General features: G+C 70.6%; 15 protein-coding genes and 2 tRNA genes. 14 read left to right on the forward strand and 3 right to left on the reverse strand.

Annotated features, from left to right (window positions below; translation table 11 throughout):
• Positions 1 to 117 precede the first annotated feature (117 nt).
• The 9 genes from gnd (at position 118) to ACGF5U_RS14110 (ending at position 11,184) form a co-directional block, all read left to right on the forward strand.
• Positions 118 to 996, forward strand: a complete 879-nt coding sequence (gene gnd / locus ACGF5U_RS14070) for a phosphogluconate dehydrogenase (NAD(+)-dependent, decarboxylating) (protein WP_392710444.1) — start codon at positions 118 to 120, stop codon at positions 994 to 996.
• 57 nt (positions 997 to 1,053) lie between these two features.
• A complete protein-coding gene (recF, locus tag ACGF5U_RS14075; RefSeq protein WP_392710445.1) occupies positions 1,054 to 2,265 on the forward strand; it encodes a DNA replication/repair protein RecF in 1,212 nt (403 codons plus the stop codon).
• On the forward strand, positions 2,262 to 2,810 hold the full coding sequence (locus ACGF5U_RS14080) for a DUF721 domain-containing protein (protein WP_392710446.1): 549 nt from the start codon (positions 2,262 to 2,264) through the stop codon (positions 2,808 to 2,810). Before recF ends, ACGF5U_RS14080 begins: the two co-directional genes overlap by 4 nt.
• 600 nt (positions 2,811 to 3,410) lie before the next feature.
• Entirely contained in the window at positions 3,411 to 5,501 is a 2,091-nt protein-coding gene (gene gyrB / locus ACGF5U_RS14085) for a DNA topoisomerase (ATP-hydrolyzing) subunit B (RefSeq protein WP_392710671.1), read from the forward strand.
• 41 nt (positions 5,502 to 5,542) lie between these two features.
• Positions 5,543 to 8,176, forward strand: coding sequence for a DNA gyrase subunit A (gene gyrA, locus ACGF5U_RS14090; RefSeq protein WP_392710448.1), 2,634 nt, complete (start codon positions 5,543 to 5,545; stop codon positions 8,174 to 8,176).
• A gap of 87 nt (positions 8,177 to 8,263) precedes the next feature.
• A complete protein-coding gene (locus ACGF5U_RS14095) occupies positions 8,264 to 8,830 on the forward strand; it encodes a DUF3566 domain-containing protein (RefSeq protein WP_392710450.1) in 567 nt (188 codons plus the stop codon).
• 59 nt (positions 8,831 to 8,889) lie between these two features.
• A tRNA-Ile gene (locus tag ACGF5U_RS14100) sits at positions 8,890 to 8,963 on the forward strand.
• 191 nt (positions 8,964 to 9,154) lie between these two features.
• Positions 9,155 to 9,289, forward strand: coding sequence for a DLW-39 family protein (locus tag ACGF5U_RS14105; RefSeq protein WP_003958712.1), 135 nt, complete (start codon positions 9,155 to 9,157; stop codon positions 9,287 to 9,289).
• 515 nt (positions 9,290 to 9,804) lie between these two features.
• On the forward strand, positions 9,805 to 11,184 hold the full coding sequence (locus ACGF5U_RS14110; RefSeq protein WP_392710452.1) for a hypothetical protein: 1,380 nt from the start codon (positions 9,805 to 9,807) through the stop codon (positions 11,182 to 11,184).
• A gap of 74 nt (positions 11,185 to 11,258) precedes the next feature.
• Here the strand turns inward: ACGF5U_RS14110 and ACGF5U_RS14115 are convergent, their stop codons facing one another.
• Positions 11,259 to 12,812, reverse strand: a complete 1,554-nt coding sequence (locus tag ACGF5U_RS14115; protein WP_392710453.1) for a protein kinase — start codon at positions 12,810 to 12,812, stop codon at positions 11,259 to 11,261.
• Positions 12,813 to 12,970: 158 nt separating this feature from the next.
• Positions 12,971 to 13,519, reverse strand: a complete 549-nt coding sequence (locus ACGF5U_RS14120) for a helix-turn-helix domain-containing protein (protein ID WP_392710454.1) — start codon at positions 13,517 to 13,519, stop codon at positions 12,971 to 12,973.
• Positions 13,520 to 13,657: 138 nt separating this feature from the next.
• Between ACGF5U_RS14120 and ACGF5U_RS14125 the strand changes: the two genes are divergently transcribed.
• From ACGF5U_RS14125 to ACGF5U_RS14140, 4 genes are all read left to right on the forward strand, one after another.
• Positions 13,658 to 13,730, forward strand: a tRNA-Ala gene (locus tag ACGF5U_RS14125).
• Between the two features lie 689 nt (positions 13,731 to 14,419).
• Complete coding sequence (locus ACGF5U_RS14130; protein WP_392710455.1) at positions 14,420 to 16,558, forward strand: glucose PTS transporter subunit IIA; 2,139 nt, start codon at positions 14,420 to 14,422, stop codon at positions 16,556 to 16,558.
• 284 nt (positions 16,559 to 16,842) lie between these two features.
• Positions 16,843 to 17,694: a PRD domain-containing protein gene (locus tag ACGF5U_RS14135; RefSeq protein ID WP_392710456.1), complete on the forward strand. Its 852-nt coding sequence runs from the start codon at positions 16,843 to 16,845 to the stop codon at positions 17,692 to 17,694.
• Positions 17,695 to 17,932: 238 nt separating this feature from the next.
• The gene (locus ACGF5U_RS14140; RefSeq protein ID WP_392710457.1) at positions 17,933 to 18,319 is read left to right on the forward strand and encodes a DUF6344 domain-containing protein; all 387 of its coding nucleotides are present in this window, start codon (positions 17,933 to 17,935) and stop codon (positions 18,317 to 18,319) included.
• Positions 18,320 to 18,564: 245 nt separating this feature from the next.
• Here the strand turns inward: ACGF5U_RS14140 and ACGF5U_RS14145 are convergent, their stop codons facing one another.
• Complete coding sequence (locus tag ACGF5U_RS14145; protein WP_392710458.1) at positions 18,565 to 19,269, reverse strand: DUF5324 family protein; 705 nt, start codon at positions 19,267 to 19,269, stop codon at positions 18,565 to 18,567.
• Positions 19,270 to 19,467: 198 nt separating this feature from the next.
• Here ACGF5U_RS14145 and ACGF5U_RS14150 point away from each other — a divergent pair, with 198 nt between their 5' ends.
• Positions 19,468 to 20,001, forward strand: a complete 534-nt coding sequence (locus ACGF5U_RS14150) for a peptidylprolyl isomerase (protein WP_392710459.1) — start codon at positions 19,468 to 19,470, stop codon at positions 19,999 to 20,001.
• Positions 20,002 to 20,075: the final 74 nt, after the last annotated feature.

The raw sequence follows: 20,075 nt of genomic DNA on the forward strand, positions 1-20,075 counted from the left end.
TACGGGCCGGTGGATCGGGCCTTGCGCCTGAGCGGCCGACCCCACAGGTGTGCACCCGCGTCCGGGCGTAGTCTCGGACGCGGGTACGAACTCGCACACAACGATGAGGAAAATCTGATGGAGCTCGGTCTCGTCGGTCTCGGCAAGATGGGCGGCAACATGCGCGAGCGCATCCGCCGCGCAGGACACACCGTCGTCGGATACGACCGCAACCCGGACCTCGCCGATGTCCACAGCCTCGAGGAGCTTGTGGGCAAGCTCAAGGGCCCGCGCGTCGTATGGGTCATGGTTCCGGCCGGTGCCGCCACCCAGTCCACGATCGACGAGCTGGCCCAGCTGCTGTCCCCCGGCGACGTCGTGGTCGACGGCGGGAACTCCCGCTGGACGGACGACGAGAAGCACGCCGAGGAGCTCGCGGCCAAGGGCATCGGCTTCGTCGACTGCGGCGTCTCCGGTGGTGTGTGGGGCCTGGAGAACGGCTACGCGCTGATGTACGGCGGCGACGCCGAGAACGTCGCGAAGGTCCAGCCGGTCTTCGACGCGCTGAAGCCGGAGGGCGAGTTCGGCGCCGTGCACGCGGGCAAGGTCGGCGCCGGCCACTTCGCGAAGATGGTCCACAACGGCATCGAGTACGCGATGATGCAGGCGTTCGCCGAGGGCTGGGAGCTCCTGGAGAAGGTCGACTCCGTCACCGACGTGCGCGAGATCTTCCGTTCCTGGCAGGAGGGCACGGTCATCCGCTCCTGGCTGCTCGACCTCGCGGTGAACGCGCTGGACGAGGACGAGCACCTGGACAAGCTGCGCGGTTACGCCCAGGACTCCGGCGAGGGCCGGTGGACGGTCGAGGCGGCCATCGACAACGCCGTGCCGCTGCCGGCGATCACGGCGTCGCTGTTCGCGCGGTTCGCGTCCCGGCAGGACGACTCCCCGCAGATGAAGATGATCGCCGCGCTGCGCAACCAGTTCGGTGGCCACGCGGTCGAGTCCACGAAGTAATCCACAGGCTGTGCACCACGGGGTGCACGCCATGCCGGGGGAAGGTCGGCGCACACCATGCATGTCACGCATCTGTCGCTGGCCGACTTCCGCTCGTACGCCCGGGTCGAGGTTCCGCTCGATCCGGGCGTCAGCGTGTTCGTGGGAGCCAACGGGCAGGGCAAGACCAACCTGGTCGAGGCCGTCGGCTATCTGGCGACGCTCGGCAGCCACCGTGTGTCGTCGGACGCGCCGCTCGTCCGCATGGGCGCCGATCGGGCCGTCATCCGAGCCGCCGTCCGGCAGGGCGAGCGGCAGCAGCTGGTGGAGCTCGAACTCAACCCGGGCCGCGCCAACCGGGCCCGGGTCAACCGGTCGTCGCAGGTCAGGCCGCGTGACGTGCTGGGCATCGTACGGACCGTACTGTTCGCGCCCGAGGACCTGGCCCTGGTGAAGGGCGACCCTGGAGAGCGGCGGCGGTTCCTCGACGAACTGATCACCGCACGGTCGCCGCGCATGGCGGGCGTACGGTCGGACTACGACCGGGTCCTGCGCCAGCGGAACACGCTGCTGAAGTCCGCCGCCATGGCCCGCCGGCACGGCGGCCGTTCCATGGACCTGTCCACCCTGGACGTGTGGGACCAGCACCTGGCGCGGGCCGGCGCGGAACTGCTCGCCCAGCGCCTCGACCTGATCGCGACCCTCCAGCCACTGGCCGACAAGGCGTACGAGCAGCTCGCGCCGGGCGGCGGGCCGATCACGCTGGAGTACCGAGGCTCGGCCGACGGCCCCGGCGACGGCCCTGCTGCCGGGCTCGGCGGCCAGGGCGCCGACGGCACGGGCCCCGCCGACGGCACGAGCCCAGGCGACGGCGGGGGGATCGGGGCGACGCGGGAGGAGTCGTACGAACGGCTGCTCGCGGCGCTCGCCGGCGTACGCAGGCAGGAGATCGAGCGGGGCGTCACGCTGGTGGGCCCGCACCGCGACGAACTGGTGCTGAAGCTGGGCCGGCTCCCCGCGAAGGGGTACGCCAGCCATGGGGAGTCCTGGTCCTACGCGCTGGCGCTGCGGCTCGCCTCGTACGAGCTGCTGCGCGCGGAGGGCAACGAGCCGGTGCTCGTCCTCGACGACGTCTTCGCCGAGCTCGACGCCCGGCGCAGGGAACGGCTGGCGGAGCTGGTGGCACCCGGGGAGCAGGTGCTCGTCACGGCGGCGGTGGACGACGACGTGCCCGCGGTGCTGGCGGGGGCGCGGTACCTGGTGGCGGAGGGGTCGGTGGAGCGCGTATGACCTCGGAGACATCGCCGCGCACGTCGGCGCCGGAGCCGTCCGGTGTGGACCTGGCCCGGGTCGCCCTGCGAGCGGCGAAGGAACAGGCCAAGGCGCGCGGTGCGGCCGCGCAGCAGAAGAAGCAGGCCAGACGCGGCGGGGGGCTGCGTTCCGGCGCCCGCGCCGACGGGCGGGACCCGCTGCCGCTGGGCGCCGCGATCAACCGGCTGATCACGGAGCGCGGCTGGGAGACGCCCGCGGCCGTCGGCGGCGTCATGGGGCGCTGGCCGCAGATCGTCGGCGAGGACCTGGCCAAGCACTGCGTCCCGCTGCGGTACGACGAGGACCCGGACGAGCGGGTGCTGACCGTCCAGTGCGACTCAACGGCCTGGGCGACGCAGCTCCGGCTGCTGGCCCCGCGCCTCGTGGCCCGGCTCAACGAGGACCTCGGGCACGGAACGGTACGGGTCATCAAGGTGCTGGGCCCGGGCGGCGGCGGTCCCCGCCGCGGCTACGGCCCCTGGCGGGCCCCGGGCAGCACGGGCCCCGGCGACACCTACGGCTGACGGGCCCGCCGCCCGTCAGCCGCCCGTCCGCCGGGCGACCGACCCGTACGGTCCGCCCCTACCGCTGCCCCCGGCCGTCATCCCGCCCGGCCGGCGCGCGGCGCCCGTCGTCCCGCCCGGCCGGCGCGCGGCCGCAGGACGTTCCCCTGTCGCACGGCCTCCCCCTGTAGTACGGCCTCACGTACGGCCTCACGTACGGCCTCACGTACGGCCTCATGGGGCCGCGCCGCCCCCCTCGGTCCGCACGTACCCGCGCGCGCCGCCGCCCCCCTCGCCGCCGTCCCGTCACCGCGCTCCGGGCGGGCGTCGTCGCGCGCCGCGACGGGCCGCGAGCCGGGTGCGAAACGTGGGGTGGGTGAGGTGTCCCTCACCGTAGCGGGCGGTTGACAGCCCGAAGCGCTGGGTGCCCGTGTGAGCCTCTTGGAGCCCCTGCCCGGATATGGGGAGTCGTTCCGCGCCGGTTCAGGGCGCCACATGCGTACTCAGGTACCGGCAAACCCCCATGAGTGTCAGCGCTACCGGTAGACTGGTAGGTAATCCCGCCCACTGCGGAACATGTCGAACGACGCAGCCGCTCCCGCCTGCCCGGAGAGTTGGCCTGTGCTGTGCCAGAAAGGGCGCTTCGTGGCCGATTCCGGCAACCCCAACGAGAACATTCCGTCCACTGCCGCCGGTGAGAACGCCGAGGTCACCCAGGGGGTCGCCCCGGGCTCCCCGGCGTACGACGCCAGCGCGATCACCGTCCTCGAGGGTCTGGACGCGGTCCGCAAGCGGCCCGGCATGTACATCGGCTCGACCGGTGAGCGTGGACTCCACCACCTCGTGTACGAGGTCGTCGACAACTCCGTCGACGAGGCCCTGGCCGGGCACGCCGACACCATCGATGTGACGATCCTGGCCGACGGCGGCGTACGGGTGGTGGACAACGGGCGCGGCATCCCCGTGGACATCCACCCGGTCGAGAAGAAGCCGGCCGTCGAGGTCGTGCTCACCGTCCTCCACGCGGGCGGCAAGTTCGGCGGTGGCGGCTACGCCGTCTCCGGTGGTCTGCACGGTGTCGGTGTCTCCGTCGTCAACGCGCTGTCGACGCGCGTCTCCGTCGACATCAGGCGGGACGGCTACCGCTGGACCCAGGACTACAAGCTGGGTGTGCCCACGGCGCCCCTCGCCAAGCACGAGGCCGTCGAGGACTCCGGCACGTCCGTGACGTTCTGGGCCGACCCGGACATCTTCGAGACGACCGAGTACTCCTTCGAGACGCTGTCGCGCCGCTTCCAGGAGATGGCCTTCCTCAACAAGGGCCTCACCCTGACGCTGACGGACGAGCGCGAGTCCGCGAGGGCGACGATGAACGCGGACGACCCCGACGCCGAGGCGGCGGAGGAGCAGCCCGCGCGGACCGTGAAGTACCACTACGAGGGCGGCATCGTCGACTTCGTGAAGTACCTCAACTCGCGCAAGGGCGAGCTGGTGCACCCCACGGTCATCGCGGTCGAGTCCGAGGACAGGGAGCGGATGCTCTCGGTCGAGATCGCCATGCAGTGGAACTCCCAGTACACCGAGGGCGTTTACTCCTTTGCGAACACCATCCACACGCATGAGGGGGGTACGCATGAGGAGGGGTTCAGGGCCGCGCTCACGGGTCTCGTCAACCGGTACGCGCGGGACAAGAAGCTGCTGCGCGAGAAGGACGACAACCTCACCGGTGAGGATATCCGCGAGGGTCTGACCGCGATCATCTCGGTCAAGCTCGGTGAGCCGCAGTTCGAGGGTCAGACGAAGACCAAGCTGGGCAACACGGAGGCGAAGACCTTCGTGCAGAAGGTCGTGCACGAGCACCTCAACGACTGGTTCGACCGCAACCCCAACGAGGCCGCGGACATCATCCGCAAGTCGATCCAGGCCGCCACGGCCCGGGTCGCGGCCCGCAAGGCGCGCGACCTGACCCGTCGCAAGGGGCTGCTGGAGTCGGCGTCGCTGCCCGGCAAGCTGTCCGACTGCCAGTCGAACGACCCGACCAAGTGCGAGATCTTCATCGTCGAGGGTGACTCCGCCGGCGGCTCGGCCAAGTCCGGCCGCAACCCCGAGTACCAGGCCATCCTGCCCATCCGAGGCAAGATCCTGAACGTCGAGAAGGCGCGGATCGACAAGATCCTGCAGAACACCGAGGTCCAGGCGCTGATCTCGGCCTTCGGCACCGGTGTGCACGAGGACTTCGACATCGAGAAGCTCCGCTATCACAAGATCATCCTGATGGCGGACGCCGACGTCGACGGCCAGCACATCAACACGCTGCTGCTGACGTTCCTGTTCCGCTTCATGCGGCCGCTGGTCGAGGCCGGGCACGTCTACCTGTCGCGCCCGCCGCTGTACAAGATCAAGTGGGGCCGGGACGACTTCGAGTACGCGTACTCGGACCGTGAGCGCGACGCGCTCATCGAGCTCGGCAAGCAGAACGGCAAGCGCGTCCGCGAGGACTCGATCCAGCGCTTCAAGGGTCTGGGCGAGATGAACGCCGAGGAGCTGCGCATCACGACCATGGACCAGGACCACCGGGTGCTCGGCCAGGTCACGCTGGACGACGCGGCCCAGGCCGACGACCTGTTCTCGGTGCTGATGGGTGAGGACGTGGAGGCGCGGCGCTCGTTCATCCAGCGCAACGCCAAGGACGTTCGCTTCCTCGACATCTGAGTCGGTCTCAGCTGACCGCACGAAAGGACTGAAGACCAGCAATGGCCGACGAGAACACCACTGTGATGCCCGAAGAGGAGCCCATCGTTCCGGGTGTGGGCATGCGCGTCGAGCCCGTCGGGCTCGAGACGGAGATGCAGCGCTCCTACCTCGACTACGCGATGTCCGTCATCGTGTCGCGTGCGCTGCCCGACGTACGGGACGGCCTCAAGCCCGTCCACCGGCGCGTGCTGTACGCCATGTACGACGGCGGGTACCGGCCCGAGAAGGGCTTCTACAAGTGCGCCCGCGTCGTCGGTGACGTCATGGGTACGTACCACCCGCACGGCGACTCGTCCATCTACGACGCCCTGGTCCGCCTGGCCCAGCCGTGGTCGATGCGTCTGCCGCTGGTCGACTCCAACGGCAACTTCGGTTCCCCGGGCAACGACCCGGCCGCCGCCATGCGGTACACCGAGTGCAAGATGACGCCGCTGTCGATGGAGATGCTCCGCGACATCGACGAGGAGACCGTCGACTTCCAGGACAACTACGACGGCCGGAACCAGGAACCGACGGTTCTGCCGTCGCGTTTCCCGAACCTCCTGGTCAACGGCTCGGCGGGCATCGCGGTCGGTATGGCGACCAACATTCCGCCGCACAACCTCCGCGAGGTCGCGGCCGGTGCCCAGTGGGCGCTGGAGCACCCCGAGGCCACGCACGAGGAGCTGCTGGACGCGCTCATCGAGCGGATCAAGGGCCCGGACTTCCCGACCGGCGCGCTGGTCGTCGGCCGCAAGGGCATCGAGGAGGCGTACCGCACGGGCCGTGGCTCCATCACGATGCGCGCGGTGGTCGAGGTCGAGGAGATCCAGAACCGCCAGTGCCTGGTGGTCACGGAGCTGCCGTACCAGGTGAACCCGGACAACCTCGCGCAGAAGATCGCCGACCTGGTGAAGGACGGCAAGATCGGCGGGATCGCCGACGTACGGGACGAGACGTCCTCCCGTACGGGTCAGCGGCTCGTCATCGTCCTCAAGCGGGACGCGGTCGCCAAGGTCGTCCTCAACAACCTCTACAAGCACACCGACCTCCAGACGAACTTCGGCGCGAACATGCTCGCGCTGGTGGACGGGGTGCCGCGCACGCTCTCGCTGGACGCGTTCATCCGCCACTGGGTGACGCACCAGATCGAGGTCATCGTCCGGCGGACGAAGTTCCGGCTGCGCAAGGCGGAGGAGCGGGCGCACATCCTGCGCGGTCTGCTCAAGGCGCTGGACGCCATCGACGAGGTCATCGCGCTGATCCGGCGCAGCGACACCGTCGAGATCGCGCGCGAGGGCCTGATGGGCCTGCTGGAGATCGACGAGATCCAGGCCAACGCCATCCTGGAGATGCAGCTGCGCCGGCTCGCCGCGCTGGAGCGCCAGAAGATCGTCGCCGAGCACGACGAACTCCAGGCGAAGATCAACGACTACAACGCGATCCTGGCGTCCGAGTCCCGCCAGCGGCAGATCGTCAGCGAGGAGCTGGCCGCGCTCGTCGAGAAGTTCGGCGACGACCGCCGTTCCAAGCTGGTGCCCTTCGACGGTGACATGTCCATCGAGGACCTGATCGCCGAGGAGGACATCGTCGTCACCATCACGCGTGGCGGCTATGTGAAGCGCACGAAGACCGACGACTACCGCTCGCAGAAGCGCGGCGGCAAGGGCGTGCGCGGCGCGAAGCTGAAGGAAGACGACATCGTCGACCACTTCTTCGTCTCCACCACGCACCACTGGCTGCTGTTCTTCACCAACAAGGGCCGTGTCTACCGGGCGAAGGCGTACGAACTGCCGGATGCCGGCCGGGACGCGCGCGGCCAGCACGTCGCCAACCTGCTGGCCTTCCAGCCGGACGAGCAGATCGCCGAGATCCTGGCGATCCGCGACTACGAGGCCGCCCCGTACCTGGTGCTCGCCACCAAGGCCGGCCTGGTGAAGAAGACCCCGCTGAAGGACTACGACTCGCCCCGCTCGGGCGGCGTCATCGCGATCAACCTCCGGGAGACGGAGAGCGGTGCCGACGACGAGCTGATCGGCGCCGAGCTGGTGTCCGCCGATGACGATCTGCTGCTCATCAGCAAGAAGGCGCAGTCGATCCGGTTCACGGCGACGGACGACGCGCTGCGCCCGATGGGCCGGGCCACGTCCGGTGTGAAGGGCATGAGCTTCCGCGAGGGAGACGAACTGCTGTCGATGAACGTCGTCCGGACCGGTACGTTCGTGTTCACCGCGACGGACGGCGGGTACGCGAAGCGGACCGCTGTCGACGAGTACCGCGTCCAGGGACGTGGCGGCCTCGGTATCAAGGCTGCCAAGATCGTGGAGGACCGCGGGTCTCTGGTCGGCGCGCTGGTGGTGGAGGAGACGGATGAGATCCTCGCCATCACGCTGTCCGGTGGTGTGATTCGCACGCGAGTCAACGAAGTCAGGGAGACGGGCCGTGACACCATGGGCGTCCAACTGATCAACCTGGGCAAGCGGGATGCCGTCGTCGGTATCGCCCGTAACGCCGAGGCGGGTGCCGAGGCCGAGGAGGTCGAAGGCACCGAAGCGGTCGAGGGGATCACAGGGACCGAGGTCGCCGCCGAGAGTGGCGCCGCGGCCGAGGCAGCCGAGGGCACGCAGCCCGAGGCCGGGGAGCACGAGGAGTAGAGCGTGAGTGGAGTCACGGGCGCCGGATCGGCCGCTTCCGGAGCGAACGGTGCCCGTGGCCCAGCCACGGACTCCCAGGGGGTTACGGTGACCGACACCCGCGGGGGGAAGCCCCCGTATGAGACGTTCGACAACGGGCCGCTGCCCGGCGAGCGGGCGTCTACCGGACAGCAGGCCGCACAGCCGTACCACCCGCCGCAGGCGTACGGTCCGCAGGGCGGTACGGGCGGCGGCGGTACGGGCACGGTGCGCAAGCCGCGTACGGGCGCGACCACGACGCCCCGCACGCGCAAGGCGCGGCTCCGGGTGGCCAAGGCCGACCCGTGGTCCGTGATGAAGGTGAGCTTCCTGCTCTCCATCGCGCTGGGCATCTGCACGGTGGTGGCGGCGGCCGTGCTGTGGATGGTCATGGACGCCATGGGCGTCTTCTCGACCGTCGGCGGCACGATCAGCGAGGCCACCGGCTCCAACGAGAGCAACGGCTTCGACCTTCAGGCGTTCCTGTCGCTGCCGCGCGTGCTCATCTTCACGTCGGTGATCGCGGTCATCGACGTGGTGCTGGCCACCGCTCTGGCGACGCTCGGCGCGTTCATCTACAACCTCTCCGCGGGCTTCGTGGGCGGCGTGGAGCTCACGCTGGCGGAGGACGAGTAACGGATTTTGGTACTCGACGCCCTGTGCGCTAATCTTCAGAGGTCAGCGCGCAGCGCGGAGGGGCTATAGCTCAGTTGGTTAGAGCGCATCCCTGATAAGGATGAGGCCACAGGTTCAAATCCTGTTAGCCCCACAGTGACGATCGGCCCGGACGGAGATTCTCCGCCCGGGCCGATCGCTTTTTCCGGGGGCGCCGGTGAGCGTCCATCCGCCGACGGCACGGGCCCGGTCGGGGGAGGGGCGTAGGTCACCGATCGATATCGATCGGTGTGTATAGTCGGGCGCCAGAAGGTCCCCTACGTCAACGAAAGACGAGGTCGCGCGGTGAAGAAGCTTCTCCTGGTCGCACTGGCCGCCATCGGCGGGCTCCTCGTGTACCGCCAGATCCAGGCGGACCGCGCCGAGCAGGATCTGTGGACGGAGGCGACCGACTCCGTGCCCGCAGGTTCCGGTGTGTGAGGCGCACGCAGGTTCGCGCACGAGCCCCGGCCGCTGACAGGCGGCCGGGGCTCTGTGCTGTCCGGCGCCCGTCGCGTTCCGGCGCCGGTTCGGCGCCGCGGCCCGGTAGCTCGCCCGGCGCCCCGGCCCGGCCAAGGCCCGGTTGCTGGTCCGGCACTCTGGCCCGGCCCCGTCCGGCGGCTGTGCGGCCTCTCCGGGCGTCTGTGCGGTGCGCTGGGCCGTGGCTGTTCGGCCGCACCGCTCCATTGGTGTTCGCTTGAGTGAATGAAATGGTTGCGTTCGCGATGCCGGGGTGGGGCAAGGCGGGTCAATCGGGCGGCGGAGCGGACAGCGCGGCGATGCCCGGGGCAGGATGGACCGGACCCGCCGGGCGGGCGTCGGCCGCGGAGACGACCGAGGCGACCGGAGCCACCGAGACGACCGAGGTGACCGGAGTCACGGGCGGGGGCCACGGGGCGAGGGCCACGGACGCGGCCACGGAGAGACGGGTCGCGGCGAACGACAAGGGGACACGCGTGAACAGGCGGCGGGGCGGCAGGGCCGGCCGGGTGGCGACGGCCGCGACGGCGGCGATGTGCGTGATGGCGGCCGGGCCCGCGCAGCAGGCGTGGGCGGCCGGTGAGCCCGCACCGTACGCCTTCCCCGACGGCGTGAAGACCGTCAAGGGCGCGACGACCACGAGCGACGCGCCGTCCCTGACCGCCGGCACGCCCTACCGGGACTCCATCGAGAAGGACGAGAAGCTCGTCTACCGGGTCGACCTCGACGCGGACACCCACGCGTACGTCTCGGCCGTCGCCATTCCGAAGGCGGGCACCAAAGTCGCGTACGCCGACGAGCTCAAGGTGACCCTCCAGGACCGCGACGGCAGCGACTGCGACTCCAGCACCACCCGGTTCGGGACGGCGGAGTTCGCCCGGCCGATGGCCGCCTACGCGCACCGGACGCTCAAGGAGGGCCGCTCGCTCTGCCAGAAGGCCGGCACGTACTACGTGGTCGTGCAGCGTACGAGCAAGGACGGTTCCAGCCCCGGCCCCTGGGACCTGGAGATCCGGCACGTGCTGGAGCCCGGGCTGAAGACGGCCGGGCCGACCGCCGCCCCCCGGGACTGGCCGAGCCGATCCCCCGAGGCCGCCCAGGGCGGCGCGCCACGCGAACGGGCGGGCGGCAGCAGCTTCTTCGACGCCCCCGGGCTCACCGACGGCGAGTGGACGGACCGGATCGAACCCGGTCAGAGCCGTTTCTACCGGGTGCCCGTGGACTGGGGCCAGCAGCTCTTCGTCTCCGCCGACATCGGCAGCGCTTCGGGCAGCGGGTTCGTGGCGGGCGCGTTGCCGGTCTCGCTGTACAACCCCGCGCTGGGCCTCGTCGACAGCGCCGACTCCCTCTTCTACGACGGCAAGCAGAAGTCCACGTCCCTGGACCCGCTGCCGCCCGTGGCGTACGAGAACCGCTTCGACTCCGACTCGTCGGTGGAGAACACACGGTTCGCGGGCTGGTACTACCTCCGGGTCAGCCTCAACCCGCAGGTCGGTGAGAAGTTCGGCGAGAAGGCGTACGGGCTGACGCTGCGGATCCATGTGCGGGGCACCCCCGAGGCGGCGCCGCCCTATGCCGGGCCCGCCGGGATCTTCGCCGTCACCCAGGACGACAAGGACGCGGCGGCCAGCGGGCAGAGCGGCCCGCAGGCGGGGCGCGGCGACACGATGCGGCTGGTCGGGGTGGCCGGGATCGGTACCGGGACGGTGCTCGTGCTCGGGCTCGGTGCGTGGACGCTGCTGGGCCGACGCCGCGCGGCCGCGGCAGCAACGGCGGCAGCGGGGCAGCCGGGCCGGCCTGAGCAGTCTGCGGGGTCGGCGCAGTCGTCCGGGTACGGGCCGCCCGCCGCCTGGTAGCGGCCCCCCGCGCCGTCCCCGCGCCGTCCCCGCGTGGCCCTCGCGGCCCGGTCGCCCGGTCGCCCGGTCGGTGGTCAGGCCTGGGTCAGTGCCCAGATCCCGACGCCGAAGCAGACCAGCGCCAGCAGCAGAACCGGGATCGCCACCGCACGGGGCGGTCCCGTTCGCGTTCGCGTCGCGGGGGTGGCGGCGGACGCGGACACGGCGACCTGGCCGGTTGCCGGGGCCGCCGCGTACGGGGCATGACCGGTGTACTGGCGGGTGGGCGTCTGCGGCTGGGGCTGAACCACCGGGCCGGGCTGCCCGCCGTACGGCTGCGGGGCGTACGGCTGCGGGGCGTACGGCTGTGGCGTGACGTGGGCCCCCGCTGTCGGCGCCTGGGCGTGATCCCGCGCCGGGTCACCCGCCCGTCCGGGGGCTGGGGCGGGAGCGGGGTACGGGGCGGTGTGCGGCTGCGGCGGCGGGGCCAGATGGAAGCTGCCAGTCTCTGACGGCGATGGCGTTGTAGACGGAGACGGAGACGGAGACGGGCTCGGAGACGGTGCCGTTGACGGAGACGGAGACGGAGACGGTGTCGCCTGGTCCGGTACGGGAAGGGGAGCGGAGGCGGACGTACCGGTGGCAGCCGAGGGCGACGCGGGCGGGACGGCTCCGGCAGGTGCGACGGCTGCGGCGGGTGCGGCATGTGCGGCCGGTGAGGTGGGTGCGGCCGGTGAGGTGGCTGAGGTGGGTGAGGCGGGTGGCGCGGTGACCGGGCCTTGAGGGCCGAAGCCGTCCGGCAGCGGGCCCAGTTGGTCGAAGACCTCGACGGGCTCCTCGTCCTGCGTGGGCTCGGGCAGCATCTCGACCGCCGACGTCAGCGCCTTGCGGGCGCCCGTGGCCGTACGGAACCTGGCCTGTGGATCCGGCTGCAGGAGGCCCGCGAGCACCTGCCACAGCGGCTCCGGGATGCCGTCCGGCGCGCCCGGCGTCCCGTGCGCCGTGAAGTACTCCACCAGCGCCTGTGAATCGGGTTTCTGACCCTGCAGCAGGTACAGGGCGACCAGGCCGACCGCGAACAGGTCGGCGGGGAAGTCGGGTTCGGCGCCCATGAGCTGCTCGGGCGCGAAGTAGCCGGGCGTACCGACCACGTAGTTCGTCTCGGTCAGCCGTGGCTCTCCCTTGCGCATGGAGATGCCGAAGTCGGACAGCCGCAGATGGGGCCGTCCGGTCCCGGTCGCCTCCAGCAGGATGTTGGCCGGCTTGATGTCGCGGTGCACGACCCCCTCCGCGTGCACGGCGGCCAGTCCGGCCAGCAGCTGGTCGAGCAGTGTGCAGACGAACCGGGGCGGCAGCGGGCCGTAGTCCCCGATGACATGGGCCAGCGACCCGCCGCTCACCAGATCCATGGTGAACAGCACCTTGTCGTCGTCCGCCGCCCAGCTCGCCGGGGCGAGGACATGCGGGTGGTCGATCCGCAGGGCCTGCTCCCGCACGAAGCGCAGCAGGGTGTGCGCGTCGCTCTGCTGGAGCACCTTGGCCGCTACGTACCGGCGGCGGCGGTGGTCCCAGGACCGCCATACGGCGCCCACGCCACCGCGCCCGATCGGGTCGATCAACTCGTACCGACCAGCGAAGACCTCACCCATCGCGCTGCGCCCGCTCCCCGTCCGTCCGTTCGTCCGTCCGTTCTCGCCGCCGTCACGGCCCACCACCACCGCGCGGCTGCCTTCACGGCCCTTCCTGCCGCAGCCGTTGCCGCAGCCGTTGCCGCAGCTGCCGTTCTCCGGCCGCTTTCCGGCTGTCGTCAGTTCTGGTGCGACTCGTAGTGCGCGACCGCGTCCGCGGTGCGCCCGGCGCCGTACACCCGGAGGAACTCTGCCAGCTCCGGGTGCGTCGGGGCGAGCGTGTCCGCCGCGTCGATGATGTCGCCCGCGGCCGCCACCGAGCGCAGCAGCGACTGGATCTCCCTGACCACCCGGCGCACCGTCGGCGCCCCCGAGCTGGCGGTCGTCTGGCTGGACGCGGTGAGGACGGAGCCGCCCTGGGACTTCTTGATCTCGTCCATGCGGTCGGTGGCCTCGGCCGCGCTGACGCTGCCGTCGGCCACCTGTACCGCCAGCTCCTGGAGCGCCTGGACGCGCTGCACCACGGCAGGGTTGCCGATCTTGGCCCGCTGACCGCTCATCAGCTGCGAGAGCATGGGCGCGGACAGCCCGAGCACGGCGGCGAGCCGGGCCTGGTTGAGCCCCAGATCGTCGATGAGCCTGCGGAAGAGCGCCCCCAACGGCTCTCCGTACCAACTGCGCTGGAGCTCTCTGGCTCTCGCGGTCGCTTCCTGCTGTGCTGCGTCCATTGCGTCTCCCCATCGCTTCGGTTCGCTGCTGCGAACCTCGCGGAGCATCTTACGGAGAGCGGTTCCCGACCGGGAGCCCCAATCCTTTTGCGGGATACCCCCGGTCACCCGGTACTCTGGTCTGCGACCACGCGTCCCGGGGCCTTAGCTCAGTTGGTAGAGCGCTGTCTTTGCATGGCAGATGTCAGGGGTTCGACTCCCCTAGGCTCCACTCGGATAGACCCCTCTGGCATGCGGAAACGCAGTCAGGGGGGTCTTTTGTCCTTCTTCTCCGTGCTGATGTGCCGGCAGGGAGAAGCCGACGCGGGCCTGTGGTGGCCCCGCGACGGCCCGCGACGGCCCGTGGGTCTCCCCGATGGCCCGTGGTGCCCCGTGGCGGTCTGTGGCGGTCTGTGGCGGTCCGGGGTGGTCCGGGGTCGCGGGGCTCGCTGCGGCCTCCGCTCCTCCACTCGACCCTCTGACGCCGTGACCACGCCTCATGCGGATTTGCTTTCGCGAGAGCGGCAGAGGTGATGGGTCTGGCGGTTGTCCGGGGCATAGCGGGGCATGGACGTCCGAGAATTCGCACGAGCAAGGCAGTGGGCGTGGTGGTCTCCGTCGGGTCAGGCCGCAGGGGGGGCCGGGAGGGCCGGTGGTCCCGGAGGTGGCGTCCAGCGGGGCCAGAGACGGCGGGGACCTGGGGCACCTCCGACAGGACCTTTCGCGGTGCTACAGTGACGCCCGATTGATCCCAATCACAGGGTTGTTACTCCCCCGACGGCGTCACCGTCGTCGTGAGGCGAGGCAAGGCCTGGGTAGCGCCGTTCGGCGCTCCCCGGGCCTTTTTTGTTGCCCGGAGCGGGCGGGAGAGATCGCGGACCCATGCAAGACGGCGAGAACCCGAGGATGCGAGGAAGCATCATGAGTAGAACCGCACCGGGGCCAGACGCGCTGGCGGAGCAGATCCTCCGTGGCGTCGGCGGCCCCGAGAACATCGAGAGCCTCACGCACTGCGCGACGCGGCTGCGCTTTCAGCTCCATGACGGGGCGAAGGTCGACCAGGCCGCGCTCGACGCCCTCGACGGCGTCATGGGCACCGTGCCGCAGTCCGGCGATCGCTTCCAGATCGTCGTCGGCGGAGCCGTCGCGCGGCTCTACGCGGAGATCATGAACCTGCCGTCGATGAGCGGCGGCGGTACGGCGCGGCCGAAGTCGGACGCCGAGGTCAAGGCCTCGATCCGGGCCAAGGGACGCGGCCGCTTCGCCTGGCTCGACAACTTCTTCGAGTACCTCTCCGACTCGTTCCGCCCGCTCATGGGCGTGCTGCTCGGCTCCTCGCTGATCATCGCGATCGCCTCCGTACTCGACGCCCTCGGAGTGGTCGACTTCCGGGCTGCGGACAAGTCCGCCACCTGGGTGTTCGTCGACGCCATGTGGCGCTCGGTGCTGTACTTCCTGCCGATCTTCGTCGCGTACAACGCGGCCAAGAAGCTGAAGGTCGACCCGTGGGTGGGCGCCGCCGTGATGGCCGCGGTGATGACACCGAACTTCACGGGCATGATCAACTCCAAGATCCCCGGGGTCACCACGACGACCAATGAGACGCTGGGCACCACGGAGTCCGTGGCACACGTCTTCGGTATGTCGATGCAGCTCAATGACTACGGTGGCCAGGTCTTCGTACCTCTGCTGATGGTCGCCCTGCTCGCCGTGGTCTACAAGAACCTGCAGCGGATCTTCCCCGAGAGCGTGCACATGGTCTTCGTGCCGTTCTTCAGCATGCTGATCATGATCCCGGTGACCGCCTTCCTCATCGGCCCGCTGGGCATCTGGGCCGGCAACGGCCTCGGCGAGGGTCTGTCCTGGCTGAACAACAACGCGCCGATCGTCTTCGCGATCATCATTCCGCTGCTGTACCCGTTCCTGGTGCCGCTGGGCCTGCACTGGCCGCTGAACGCGCTCATGCTGCAGAACATCAACACCCTCGGCTACGACTTCATCCAGGGCCCGATGGGCGCGTGGAACTTCGCCTGCTTCGGCGCCACCGCCGGTGTGCTGCTGCTCTCGATGCGCCACCGCGAGAAGGAGATGCGCCAGACCGCCACCGGCGCCCTGGCGGCGGGCCTGTTCGGCGGCATCTCCGAGCCCTCGCTGTACGGCATCCACCTGCGCTTCAAGCGGATCTACCCGCGCATGCTCGTGGGCTGCCTCGTGGGCGGCGTGATCGTGGGTGTCCTCGGCGGTGTGGACACCAACGCCTTCGCCTTCACCTCTCTGCTGACCATCCCGGTCTTCGACCCGATGATCGTCTACGTCATCGCGATCGCGGCGGCCTTCGTCACCGCGATGGCGCTCGTGTACTTCTCCGACTTCCGCACCGCGGAGGAGCGCTCCGAGTTCAACGCCCAGCGTGACGCGGCCGAGGCCGCCGAGCGTGGCGACGGCGCACCGGCCGGTGAGCGTGAGCTCGTCACCGTCGGCGCCGCCGCTGCCGGTGAGCGTGAGCTCGTCGCCGTCGGAGCCGTGGCGGCCGGTGCCGCCGATGCCGCCGCCGGCGTGTCCGTCACGGAGCCGGGCTCCGCCGCCGGTGCCGCCGCTTCCGGACCCGGCGTCCAGCTCGCGGCGCCGGTCGCCGGCCGTGTGGTCGGCCTCGACGAGGTCGGGGACCCGGTCTTCGCCTCCCGCGCGCTCGGCGAGGGCGTGGGCATCGAGCCGGCCGACGGTCACGTCGTCTCACCGGTCGACGGAGAGCTGGTCACCGTCGTCGACACCGGCCACGCCTTCGGCATCCGCACCGTGGACGGCATCGAGGTGCTCATCCACGTCGGCATCGACACGGTGCAGATGAAGGGCGAGGGCTTCGACGTGCGCGTCCAGTCAGGCCAGCGGGTCTCCGCCGGCGACCTGCTCGTGGAGGTCGACCTCGACGCCGTGCGCGCCGCGGAGCACCCGACCGTCACGCTCATGACCGTCACCAACACCGCGGAACTCGCCTCGGTCGAGCCGCACACCGGGCGGGAAGTCGCCGTCGGCGAACCCGTGGTGACCGTACGGCGGTAAGGTCCGCATCGGTCCGGCGCGCACCCTTCGCGGGGTGCGCGCCTCCCGCCTCGGTCACGGGGCCCGCCTCGGTCACGGGCCGTATCGGTCACGGGTCGTATCGGTCACGGTGGCCGCCTCGGTCACGGGCCACCTCGGTCACTGGGCCACCTCGGCCAGGGGCCGTATCGGTCACGGGGCCACCTCGGTCACGGGGTCGTATCGGTCACGGCGAGGCTGGCACGGACGGCGGGCGATACGGGATCATCTGAGAGGAATCGGACCCCGGACGGGAAGGAGGACCGGTGGAGGCGCTTCGCATCCTCAACAACAACGTGGTCCTCGCGCGTGACGAGAAGGGCCAGGAGGTCATCCTCACCGGGCGTGGCATCGGCTTCAGCTCCCGCCAGGGCAAGCCCATCGACCCCGCCCTGATCGTGCGCGTCTTCGTCCCGGCCGATGGCCGCGATCCCGACCATCTGGCCGAGGCCCTCGCCCTCATCGGCGAAGAGGTCCTGCGGGCCGTCGTGATCGCCCTCGACGAGGTCGGTATCGAAGGGCGCGAGTCCACCCGCCCCACCCTGGCCATCGCCATCGCCGACCATGTCGCGGGCGCGATGGACCGGGCTGCCCGAGGCATCGTCGTCGAGTACCCGCTGCGCGCGGAGACCCAGACCCTCTACGCCGCCGAGTACGCCCAGGCGCAGCGCCTGCTGGCGGCCATCAACGAGCGCGTGGACCCGCGGCTGGACGACTCCGAAGCGATCGCGCTCGCCCTGCACCTGGTCAACGCGGGCTTCGCCTCGGGTGACCTGTCCTTCACGTACACGATGACCGGCGTCATCCAGCAGATGCTCACCGTCGTGGCGGAGCAGTACGGGCTGGACGTCTCCCAGGATTCCGTGAGCGCGGCGCGGTTCATCACCCACGTGCGCTACCTGTTCGTGCGGATCCAGCAGCACCGGCAGCTGAAGGGCCATGAGTCCACGATCGGCAAGGGCATCCGCCAGCACTACCCGGAGGCGACCCACACCGCGCAGAAGCTGGCGACGATCGTCGAGCTGCGGCTGGGGCAGCAGCTGAGCGAGGACGAGGTCTCCTACCTGGCGCTTCACGTGGCGCGTATGACCATGGAGACCGACGGCACCGCCGCGTGACACCGGGACCCGTACGCGGGATCCGTACGCGGGACCGGCGCGGCCGGCGCCACGGTGGGACCGAGGGGCTTCGACCTGATGATCAGGGTGGGGCGCCTCTTTTGTTGCTCCGGACGGGTGGTGTTCATCTGAAGATCTGCGCGGACGCGGCGTCGCTCCCGGGGATCCCGAGATGCGTACACATCATGAGGAAGGTATGCAGATCGCCTCAGATGACCCGTACCGAAAGCGAGGGGCCATGGCCGCCGTGAAGGTCACGCAGTTCTGGACCGCATTCGTCTCTGTCGTGTCTGTCGTGTTCGCGTTCCTGCGGGCGCTGGCCCTGCCGAAGACGGCCACGAGGACGGCTCCGAAGACGGCCCCGAAGACGGCTTCGCGCACGCCGTCGCAGGCGCCGTCGGCGGCGGTACGGGCGGGTCAGGCGCTGCGGGTGGTGCAGACCGCGCAGGCGGTCGGCGGGGCCGTACGGGAACGGGCCCTGCCGCCCACGATCAAGCAGCGCATCCGGGCGGAGGCGCACGGCGCCTCACCCTCCGTGCGCCACATGCCGACCCTCGCCGCACCCGTGGACACCCCGGCCGACCGGGAGCCCGCCGCCATCGGCGCCCTGGCGCTCGCGGCGTAGCCCGCCTCCGGACGCAGACCTCGCCGACCGCGGCCTCCGGCCGACCCTCGCCGACCGCAGACCTCGCCGACCGCGGCCTCCGGCCGACCCTCGCCGACCGCAGACCCTCGCCGACCGCGGCCTCCGGCCGACCCTCGCCGACCGCAGCCTCCGGCCGAACGTCGCGACCGCAGACCCTCCCGGGCCGCGTACGTCCGTCCTCCAGCCGCAGACCCTCCGGGCCGCAGACCTGTGCCGCCTGCGCTCTAACGCTCGTCGCGGCGCTCCGAGCCCTCGGACTCGGCTTCCGGCCTGGCTTCCGTCTCCAGGTCCCTCGCCTCGACCTCGGCGTCGAGCGAACCGGGACCGCTGCCGTCCACCGAGGCCAGCGGGGCGGCGTCGGAAACCTCCGTGGGGGCAGGCGGCTCGACCAGCCAGTCGGGGTTGGCCTGCTTGTCCCACCACTTCCAGACGGCCACGGCACCGCCGAACAGCACACCCAGGACCGCCAGGCCCTTGGCGGCGCGTCCGGCGTTGGCGCGGCGCTCGTGCTTCCTGACGATCTTCTCGATGTCCTTCGCCGTCACCTGACCGCGCAGCGCGGCGACAGCGGCGGCCGAACGGGCCATGGCCTCCTGCCGTACGGGCTGGGCCACGGCCATGGCGTGCTCCATCCGGGGCGCGGTGTACTCCGCGGCCTGCTGGGCGGCCTTGCGGGTCCGCACCATGGCGCGATGCGCGGCATCGTCGACCTTGGGCGGCACGTGGGGTGCGACGTACGCGTCGTACTGGCAACGGGCCTGATGCGCGGCCTTCGCGACCGTCGGCGCGACCCTGACGCGTGCCTCGTGCGCGTAGTGCACGGCCGCGTCCCTTGCCGTTTCGGCGTACGGCGCCACCACTTCGGCGGCGTGCCGCACATTGTCCTTCGCCGTGGCGGTCGCGGCGCGCACGCTGTCCTTGCGGGTCACGGGAATCCTCCTCATCGGTGGCGGTCGTTATTTCGCCTTTCCGCCCTTTTCGAAATCATGCCCCCGGGCCTCCGGGTCGGCATGCGCGGAGCGGCATCCGGGGCAACGCGGTGCTCGCGGCCCGCCCTCCTTTGCCTCCGGCAGGGCCATCCGTGCGAGGATCGGTGGACGTCAGAGCAGACTTCAGGAAGGCACATCGTGGCCGAGCAGCTTTACGCCACCCTCAAGACCAACAAGGGCGACATCGAGATCCGGCTTCTGCCGAACCACGCCCCGAAGACGGTCAAGAACTTCGTCGAACTCGCCAGCGGCGAGCGGGAGTGGACGCACCCGGCCACCGGCAAGCGCTCCACCGACCGGCTCTACGACGGCACCGTCTTCCACCGGGTCATCAGCGGCTTCATGATCCAGGGCGGTGACCCGCTGGGCAACGGCACCGGCGGCCCGGGCTACGAGTTCGGTGACGAGTTCCACCCGGACCTGTCGTTCAGCAAGCCGTACCTGCTGGCCATGGCGAACGCGGGCCCGGGCACCAACGGCTCGCAGTTCTTCATCACGGTCGCGCCGACCACCTGGCTGACCGGCAAGCACACCATCTTCGGTGAGGTCGTCGGCAAGGCCAGCACGGCCGTCGTGGACGCGATCGCCGGCGCCCGGACCAACCCGCGCACCGACCGCCCGGTCGAGGACGTGGTCATCGAGTCCGTGCAGATCGAGTCCCGCGAGGGCTGAGCCCACGGGCCGCGCTCGCTGGGCGGGCCCGCCCAGGAACCCGGCAGGGTCTGCGAAAGATCCCCGAAGGGAAC

It is taken from the genome of Streptomyces sp. NPDC047886 (genome assembly GCF_043204435.1).
Taxonomy (GTDB): domain Bacteria; phylum Actinomycetota; class Actinomycetes; order Streptomycetales; family Streptomycetaceae; genus Streptomyces.